Source organism: Martelella sp., from assembly GCF_984369615.1.
This window is the reverse complement of record NZ_CFHTCS010000191.1, coordinates 1-8,393: the sequence shown is the minus strand read 5'-3', so window position 1 is coordinate 8,393 and position 8,393 is coordinate 1. Positions and strand designations below refer to the sequence as shown.

9 protein-coding genes and 1 pseudogene are annotated in these 8,393 nt (G+C 61.1%); 3 read left to right on the top strand and 7 right to left on the bottom strand.

Going from position 1 to position 8,393, the window contains the following annotated elements; all coding sequences use genetic code 11:
- The 7 genes from AC5DC2_RS14910 to AC5DC2_RS14880 all read right to left on the bottom strand — a co-directional run.
- The coding region (locus tag AC5DC2_RS14910; RefSeq protein WP_491699038.1) for a permease at positions 1 to 826 on the bottom strand (826 nt) is incomplete at its 3' end.
- Between the two features lie 44 nt (positions 827 to 870).
- Positions 871 to 1,158, bottom strand: coding sequence for an ArsR/SmtB family transcription factor (locus tag AC5DC2_RS14905; protein ID WP_024706325.1), 288 nt, complete (start codon positions 1,156 to 1,158; stop codon positions 871 to 873).
- A gap of 137 nt (positions 1,159 to 1,295) precedes the next feature.
- Positions 1,296 to 1,712, bottom strand: a complete 417-nt coding sequence (locus AC5DC2_RS14900) for a dihydroxyacetone kinase subunit DhaK (RefSeq protein WP_491699037.1) — start codon at positions 1,710 to 1,712, stop codon at positions 1,296 to 1,298.
- A gap of 204 nt (positions 1,713 to 1,916) precedes the next feature.
- Positions 1,917 to 2,720 carry an HpcH/HpaI aldolase family protein gene (locus tag AC5DC2_RS14895; protein WP_024706323.1) on the bottom strand — a complete coding sequence of 268 codons (804 nt, stop codon included), beginning with the start codon at positions 2,718 to 2,720 and terminating at the stop codon, positions 1,917 to 1,919.
- A complete protein-coding gene (locus AC5DC2_RS14890; RefSeq protein ID WP_036235684.1) occupies positions 2,717 to 4,234 on the bottom strand; it encodes a tripartite tricarboxylate transporter permease in 1,518 nt (505 codons plus the stop codon). Before AC5DC2_RS14890 ends, AC5DC2_RS14895 begins: the two co-directional genes overlap by 4 nt.
- Before the next feature lie 18 nt (positions 4,235 to 4,252).
- Positions 4,253 to 4,720: a tripartite tricarboxylate transporter TctB family protein gene (locus AC5DC2_RS14885; RefSeq protein WP_491699036.1), complete on the bottom strand. Its 468-nt coding sequence runs from the start codon at positions 4,718 to 4,720 to the stop codon at positions 4,253 to 4,255.
- Positions 4,713 to 5,693 carry a Bug family tripartite tricarboxylate transporter substrate binding protein gene (locus AC5DC2_RS14880; RefSeq protein WP_491699035.1) on the bottom strand — a complete coding sequence of 327 codons (981 nt, stop codon included), beginning with the start codon at positions 5,691 to 5,693 and terminating at the stop codon, positions 4,713 to 4,715. Before AC5DC2_RS14880 ends, AC5DC2_RS14885 begins: the two co-directional genes overlap by 8 nt.
- Positions 5,694 to 5,855: 162 nt before the next feature.
- On the opposite strand from AC5DC2_RS14880, the gene AC5DC2_RS14875 reads away from it, so the two are divergent.
- The 3 genes and pseudogenes from AC5DC2_RS14875 (at position 5,856) to AC5DC2_RS14865 (ending at position 8,039) form a co-directional block, all read left to right on the top strand.
- Positions 5,856 to 6,857 (top strand): LacI family DNA-binding transcriptional regulator, encoded by a 1,002-nt coding sequence (locus tag AC5DC2_RS14875; protein ID WP_024706319.1) that lies wholly within the window; start codon positions 5,856 to 5,858, stop codon positions 6,855 to 6,857.
- A 28-nt stretch (positions 6,858 to 6,885) separates the two neighbouring features.
- Positions 6,886 to 7,212 (top strand): annotated as a pseudogene (locus tag AC5DC2_RS14870) (transposase); the annotation flags it as partial.
- Positions 7,213 to 7,382: 170 nt separating this feature from the next.
- Positions 7,383 to 8,039, top strand: a complete 657-nt coding sequence (locus AC5DC2_RS14865) for a glutathione S-transferase family protein (protein ID WP_491699039.1) — start codon at positions 7,383 to 7,385, stop codon at positions 8,037 to 8,039.
- Positions 8,040 to 8,393 lie beyond the last annotated feature (354 nt).

Below are 8,393 nucleotides of genomic sequence, written 5' to 3'. Positions count from 1 at the left end.
CTTCGACGATCGGGATGACTCCCGCGGCATTGGTGTACATCGGCACGCCGACGATGACGGCAGCCGGAACGGACCACCAAGCCTCGCCGCCCATGACCCGGAGCATGAGCGCTTCAGGAACATAACCGTGAATAAGCGCTCCGATGGAAATGCCGACCACGACCCAGATCCAGACCTTGCCGACTATCTCCCGGACCTGTTCGACGCCAATCTTGAGCCGGTCGACAAAATCGATCCGTTCGGTGGGGATGTCGGCTGCCGGTCCCGCGTTGAGGTCACGCACCCATTGCTGAAGGTAACGTTCCAGCCTCATTTTCCCGAGAACCCAGCCGGCGATCGTGGCGATGGTGAAGCCGAAGACGAGATAGATCGTCGCAATTTTCCAGCCGACGAGGCCGTAAAGCAGCCCAAGTCCGACAGGTCCGACCATCGGGCCGGCAATCAGGAAGGCGAAAGTGACGCCAAGCGGGATCCCGGCTGAAACGAAGCCGATGAAAAGCGGTACGGAGGAACAGGAGCAGAATGGCGTGAGAACGCCGAGTGCGGCGGCCATGGGGTAGCCGAAAATCCGGCGTCTTCCGGCCAGCAACGCGCGGGTTCTTTCCGGGCTGAACCAGCTGCGCAACACGCCGGTGACAAACACGATGCCGGTCAGGAGCAGAAGTACTTTGGGGACATCATAGAAGAAGAAGGCAATTGCTTCGCCCGTGTGGCTTTGTCGGTCGACCGGGAGAAGAGTGGTGGCCCATTCGGAAAAGGCGATCAGTTGACCATAGGCCAGCCACCAGATCACGGAGGCTCCCGCGATACCGAGGTACCAGAGCAAGGAGGAACCTCTTTGCCCGGATTTAAGCCCATGCATTTCGGTTGTCATGCGCTCTCTCTCTTCTGCATCTGTTCGGCGACCAGAACCGCCTCGATCACAGCCACCAGTTCGGGCGCCAACTCCGGATTGCGGCGGTAACGCACCCATTGCGCGTCGCGCCGATCCCGGACGAGCCCGGCATCGCGCAGCACTTTCATGTGCCGCGACATCCGGCTTTGAGTGGCCCCCAGCCGTGCCATCAGTTCGCACACGCAGTGTTCCTGATCATTCCAGAGCACGGCAAGGGCCGCTCTGCGTGTCGGATCGGAGATGGCGTCCAGTAGCTCTTGCATGAGCCGATATTTATGCGCTTCTGCGCATATGCGCGTTGACTCATGTCAACGGAAAGGGCCACGCCTGAAACAACGGAAGAAAACACGCTTAAGCCCGAGCGGCCTACGCGAGGCGGCCTTCGGAAGGCAACCTCTTGTCAAGCGGACACCCCATAGGGTCTGTAAAGCTCTCCTCGTTTGACGATTATCGAACGCACCGCGCCCGAGGCCTTGACGGCGAGCCGCGTGACCTCATCGAGGTCGTCCATCCGCTCCGCCGCAGCGCCCGCGATCTTGAAGGCATAGATCATGCCTGCTACGCCGCGTCGCTTCTCGGCCTCCTCCGCCGGGGCCGAGGCCACATCGTCGGCCACCGCATGGGCGGTGGTACGGATGTCGTCGAACTCGACCGTCTCGGCGGCCATGTCAAAATTCATGACGTCGCCGCCGCAATTCCCGTAGAGGCAGAGAACCCCCGCCCCTGCATCGACTTCGCGGATCGCGTCGGCCATCTGCTCGGCGGAGGGACTGGCAAAGACCTTGCCAGTCCCTCCGCCGAGCAACCCGTTCCCCACGTAACCGGTGAAGACCGGCAGATGTCCCGATCCCCGCCGGTTACGATACCGACCTTGCCCGGCCTCTTCTTGCCCGCGCGCACGATGACGCGGTGGCCCGCAGCCCGATAGGTTTCGGGATGCGCCGCAACCAGTCCGTCAAGCATTTCCGGAACGTAATCGTTCGGATCGTTCAGGATCTTCTTTATCTCTTCGTACTTCCCCTCAGTAGTCGCGCGCCGCTCCCCCGGCATCAGCAACAAGGTCGAGATCGTCCGCCATCTCAATACGCGCGGCCCGCGCGGCATCATAGAGCAGCCCCACATCGGCCGGTCCCACGATGAAGCTGTATCCCGCGTCCCGGATTTGGCTGTAATTCCGCCCGCCTCCCAAGATCGTACCAAGCTTCACGCCGCTTTCGCGACCAGCACGCTCGACTTCTTCCTTGCACTTGAGAAGATCAGGATGATCGAGCTGTTCCAGAAGGCCGATGGACCCAGACAGGTCATTCGGCCCGACGAAGACCATATCGATCCCATCGATCGCACCGATCTCGGCGACGTGAGCGACCGCATCGATATGCTCGCACTGCACCATCAGCAGCAGGTCGTCATGCGCCTCCTTCGCGTAGTCGGTCCAGCGGCCGTAATGCGAGGCGCGCACGATGGGCGCGGCATAGCCCCGCCCGCCCCTTGGCGGGTAAAAGCACGAATGCACGATACTCTTGGCCTGCTCCACCGAATTGACCATTGGCACGAGGATCGAGCGAGCGCCGCGGTCCAGTGCGCGCTTCAAAGTCGTATCGCTGCCGTCGGGCACGCGCAGCACCGCTTCGCCGCCCGCCGCCTGCACCGCACGGATGAGGCTCAGCCCATCCTCGAGTGGCGCCGCACCGTGCTCGCAGTCGATGACCACCACGTCCCAGCCAGCGTTGACCACGATCTCGCAAACCTCCGGCGATCCGGTATCGATCCACGCGGCGGTCACGATCTCGCCCCTTGCGATCCGTTCCTTCAGGGCATTACTCATGAGATGTCGTCCTTTGCGTCATTGATTTCATTGGGTTTGAGGATGGTGCGGATCGCGCGATAGAGGCAGAGCGACCATATCAAGATCGTCGCGCCCCCCAACACCATGGAAATGTTGCGATCGAATAGCGGCATTAGCGCGCCTTGCGATTTGATCATCGAGGTCATGAAATTCTGTTCGACCACCGGGCCCAAAACGACGCCGAGGATTGCCGGCGCGATGGGCAGGCCGCCCAGGATCATCGCATAACCCAGAAAACCCAAGACCAAGATGATCCAGATCGAGAAGACCGAGTTCAGGACTGCAAATCCCCCGATCAGCGAAAGCGCCAGCACCAACGGCATCAGCATGTGCTTGGGCATTCGAAGAAGCTGGCTCGCCATCAGGATCGCGATGCCTCCGGTGAAAATCATAAATATGTTCGCCATCAGGAATGCGCCGAAAAGAGTGTAGACGATCTCGCCACTGCGCTCGAAGATGTCCGGGCCAGGGTTGAGGCCCTTCATCATCAGCACGCCAATGGCGATGGCCGTCACGCTGTCGCCCGGTATCCCGAAGACCAGCGCGGGCGTCCATGCGCCGCTGACGGCCGCGTTATTGGCGGCCCCCCCGTCGACCAGCCCCTCGGCATGGCCGTGCCCGTATTTCTCTGGCGTGCGTGAGAACTTCCGGGACACCGCATAGGCGATCCACGCAGCAACATCCGCGCCCGCGCCCGGCAGTACGCCGATTAACACACCCATGGGACCCGATCGCGCGATGTTCTTCCATCGTGCCTGAATTTCGCGCAGTGCGTTGCCGATGGCCTCACCCAGCGGTTCCATCTTCTGTGTTTGGATCCTGGCCGCCGGGTCGCGCCGCACCGCCGCTGCCTTGAACAACTCAGTCAACGCGAAGAACCCGATCATGGCCGAGATGAACTCCACCCCGTCGAACAGATCGTAAAGACCGAATGTATAGCGCGGCTCGCCCACCGCGATATCGATGCCTACGCAAGCGACGGCAAGGCCGATGAACAAGCTCGCAAAGGTCTTGGCGGGCGGCGCATCGGCCACGAAAACGGCACAGCTGAGGCCGAGGGCAGCGAGCCAGAACATCTCGTCGCTCGAAAAGTTCTTGGAAAAATCCGCCAGGAGCGGTGCAGCCAACGCCAATGCGCCGACCCCGATGATCCCACCGCAGACGCCGGCAAAAAGCGACACGAACAGCGCCGTACGCGGCTGTCCCCGCTCCGCGATGGTCGCGCTGTCGGCGACATAGGCGGCGGAAGCCGGCGTACCAGGTATTCGCAAAAGCGCGCCGCTTATATCGCCTGCAAAGATGCCCGTTGTGGTCGTGGCCACGATTGCCGCCACCGCTGTCACCGGATCCATGTAGAACGTAAACGGCACCAGAAGCGCCACCGCCATCGTCGCCGAGAGCCCCGGCAGCGCGCCAACCAGAGCACCGTAGAGCGTGCAAACAGCGATGGTTGCCAGAAGTGTGGGGTCGGTCAGCCCCCTCAAGATGTTCATCAGTTCCAAGACGTCACCTCACCACGCGAAGGGCAACATCACACCCCAGGGGAGCGAGACGCGCATCACCGAATAGAAGACGAAATGCAGGATCAGCGTCGCCGCGACTGACAGCACACCCGCCGAGATCCACCCGCCGCCGTAAAACCGCGTCACCAGGAAGAGAAGGCAGACCGTCGCCAGATGAAAGCCGAGCGGATTGAGCGCCAGCGCATAGGCCGCGATCATTGCGGCCAGCAGGGCGACCCTCCCCGCCCCGCGTACATCAAACGCGGCCTGCTTACTCAGCCGCGCGCGAAAATCGGCCAGTACGATCAGCAAGCCGGAAATCGCCATGCCCCCGGCTACGATCTTCGGAAAGAACCCCGCGCCGTAGCTCATGGTGGGCGGCGCGGAGAACCCGCGCGCGCCCAGATACATGGCGGAGCCAGCAAGAAACAGGGCCCCGCCTGTCACGAAATCGCTGGTCACGCGAATTTTAGTCATTTTTCTTCATGCCGATGGCCTCAATCGTGGCTCCCAGGCTCTCGTCGTAGGCCTCCATCACCGATCTCAATTGTGCGGCATCGCCCCAGACGACCGGCGCGCCGAGACTCGCACGGAATTCGGCCCAGCGATCCGACGCCACGATTTCCTCCAGAGCGGCCTCATAACTGCAGGTGATGTTCTCGGGCAGATCCTTCGGCCCCGAGATGCTGGTGAAAGCCGCCAGCGTCCATCCGCTGTCGAGTTCGTCAGCCGTCAGCGGTACGTCCGGAAACGCCTGGCTCGGCGTGTCGCTCATATAGGCCAGCGCCCGCACTTCACCCGAATCGATCAGCGACTTACCCTCTTCCAGCGAAGGCGTCACCATGTCGACACCGTGCGCCAACAGTTCCTGCAACGCGCTCGCCGAGCCCTGCGAGGGGACCCAGCGGATCGCCTGAGGATCCATGCCCTCGGCCTCAAGCATTCCCGCGAGCGCCAGATGCCATATCCCACCCAGAGCAGTGCCCGATGCGGTCAACTCACCCGGATTTTCGCGCGCGTAATCCAAAAGCTCCGTCAGGCTGTCGAACGGGCTATCAGCGTTCACGATGACACCCGCCGCCGGCATGTTCATCAGTGCGATGGGCGTGATGTCCTCATAGGTCAGATCCGTCAACCCGAACCAATGCATCGTATCGATCTCGACCGTCGCCGCGCCGATCGTATAGCCGTCGGGCCGCGCGCGCGAGATCGCAGTATGACCTGTTACGCCGTTGCCGCCGGTGCGGTTTACCACATTGAAGGGAACGCCGAACCGTTCCTGCAAGGCTGTCGCGAGCTGGCGCGCATTGGCGTCGGTCGTTCCGCCCGCGCCCCACGGCACGATGACGTTCACCGGGCGCTCGGGCACCCAGTTGCAGTCCTGCGCAACGGCCGCATGGCCGAACCCGGTAGCCGCGAGGATCGCGGCGGAGAAAATCGCTTTGTTCATGGTGTCCTCCCAGACATTGTGCGGCCCCCCTCGGGACCAGCATGAAATCGAAGATGGCACGGAAAAAAAAGCTAGTCAATCGTTATACTAGATCGTTTTACTAAATCGTTCTACTTGACGTCCAACGCCGATTTCAGCCAGAAACATACGAAAGGAGATTCCATGCGCGCCCGCGTCACCCTAAAGGATATCGCCCGGGAGACCGGGCTCTCGGTCAGTTCCGTATCGCTCGCCTTGCGCGGTGACACCCGCTTTCCGGCCGATACGATCGCCCGTATCCGTAACGCCGCCACGTCGCTCGGATATGTCTACAATCAGGCAGCCGCCGATCTGCGCATGTCACGCACCAACCAGGTCGCCGTCTGTCTCGGCGATCTTACCAACCCTATCTTCAACGACATGCTCCTTGAGGCCGAGACCGAAATTGAGAGCCGCGGCAAGCGCCTGCTTCTTGGCATCACCCGTGAGAATCGCGCGCGTCAAGCCGACTTCCTTCACCAAGCGCTTCAGGTCGGCTGCGAGGCGCTGCTACTCTGCCCAGCCTACGGCACCACCTGCGCAGATCTGGACGCGATCCTGCGCGTCGGCGACACTCTCGCCATCTCGACCGCGCTGTTCTTTCGCTCGGTAGAGGGCTTCGATGCTCCACAGATCGTCATGGATGAGGTCCGCAGCGGTCGCCTTTCCGCGCGTGCAGCCATTGATGCCGGCCACCGCAACCTTCACTGGATCGGCGGTGGCCGACAAACGAGCGCCGCGTTCCAACGTCAATCGGGCGCAGTGGCCGAGATCGTCGAGGCCGGCCTCGCGTCCCCGGGCCTCCATCCCGGCCCCACCTCACGCGCCTACGGCTTCGCCAAGGCCACCGAACTCCTTGCCACACACAGAGGAGAGATCGCATTTCTATGCTTCTCCGACCTTATCGCAATGGGGGTGCTAGCGGCCTGCCACGCCGCTGGGCGGCGCGTTGGCCATGACGTTTCCGTCGTCGGTTGCGACGACATGGACGAGGTCAAATACGCCATCCCTCCCCTCACGACAATCCGGATCGACCTCAAGCACATCGTCGCCACCGCCATGCAGGCCGCCACCACGCCCGATTTCCCGCGCCCCGAAGCCTTCGAACCTGTTCTAATTCAGCGCGAAAGCCTGTGCCGTCTCTGAGCAACAATTATGTCTTGCAGAACGCCCGGCGATCATGATCGAATGCCCCGAGATCGGCACGCTTGGCCGAAAGCAGATCGCCAGCCTTGCGGGTTTGGCGCCCATGACCCGACAATCGGGCCAATGGCGTGGAAAGGCCTTCATTCAGGGAGGATGAAAATTCCTGCGCGATGCCCTCTATATGCCGGCCCTCGTCGCCCTCCGCTTCAACAAACAGATGAAGGCAAAATACGAGGCGCTGAAAAGCGCAGGAAAACCCGGAAAAGTTGCCGTGACAGCAATCATGCGAAAGCTCATCGAACTCGCAAACGCACTTATCCGCGATGACAGAAAATGGGCCCAAATGAGGGCTTGATCAAAACGGATACTCTAGGTGGCGGCCCCAATTCATCCTACGGAGACCAATAGACCAGAAATCCAGGTCATCGAGTGAGCGGGACAGACTTTCGATGCGGTTGTCATGAACTCGGTTTTGTTTTTCAATTGCGAGACAGTTGCCCAAATTTTTGTTTCCAGGACTTCGAAATGCGCGACAACATCACGATCTGGACCCTCGACTGGGTGCCAATGACCAATGGCCCTGCCGGCTTCGTTCGCGACATGCGGCTAAGATGGGCGTGTGAGGAAGCGGGCCTTTCCTATTCCGTCCGAACCGTGCCATTCGGGGAAAGCGGTCCAGACCATCTTGCCCGTCAGCCATTCGGACAGGTTCCCTTCATGTCGGACGGTGATCTCCATATGTTCGAGAGCGGGGCCTGTGTTTTGCATCTGGCGGAGAAGAGCGAGACGCTGATGCCTCGTGATCCGCAAGCGCGGGCCGAAACCCTTCAGTGGTTCATCGCTGCTCTCAACTCCATCGAGATGGTGTCCGTTCCATGGTGGTTCCTTGAATTGACAGGTGCGAAGGAGAACGGATTGACTGACTGGCTGGAAAGCCGTCTGGCCCACATGGAGCGCATCCTGAAGGAGCGAGAATGGCTTGCTGCCGGTCGTTTCACCATCGCGGACCTGATGATGACGGACGTCCTGCGCGTGGCAAAGCTCCGCGCCTTCGGAGATCGGCCTGAAACGGAAGCCTATGTGGAAAGGGTCATGGACCGGCCCGCTTTCAAAAAGGCCTATGCCGACCAAATGGCGCATTTCGAGGCTGCCGACGCCGCCCGGCGTCAGGACGAAAGCTGATCATCTCGATTTGGTTTCCTGCGGGTCGACAATCCATATATTGTCCGCCGAAACTGCCGTTGGCTGCCCAGCAGAAACCTGGAGGTTTGGGCTCGAAGCAGCAATGAGGCGGCGATGCAGTCCTACCGTATCCGATCAACTTCGACAGCGTCACGTTCGGCGGAAAGCGGACTCTCGCTGCGGTACGCAGGAATGGGGCCGGTGAACGAACCCGCTACGCGGGAAGGCGCGTGGGGTTGGGAAACAGCGAGCACGCCGACGTTGAGGTTTGATTGAGCACGGTCCCGTTCGGGTGGTCTATCCGGTTTCTTTCAACAAAAGGAACCGAATGATGACCAGGATATTTCCCGAGAC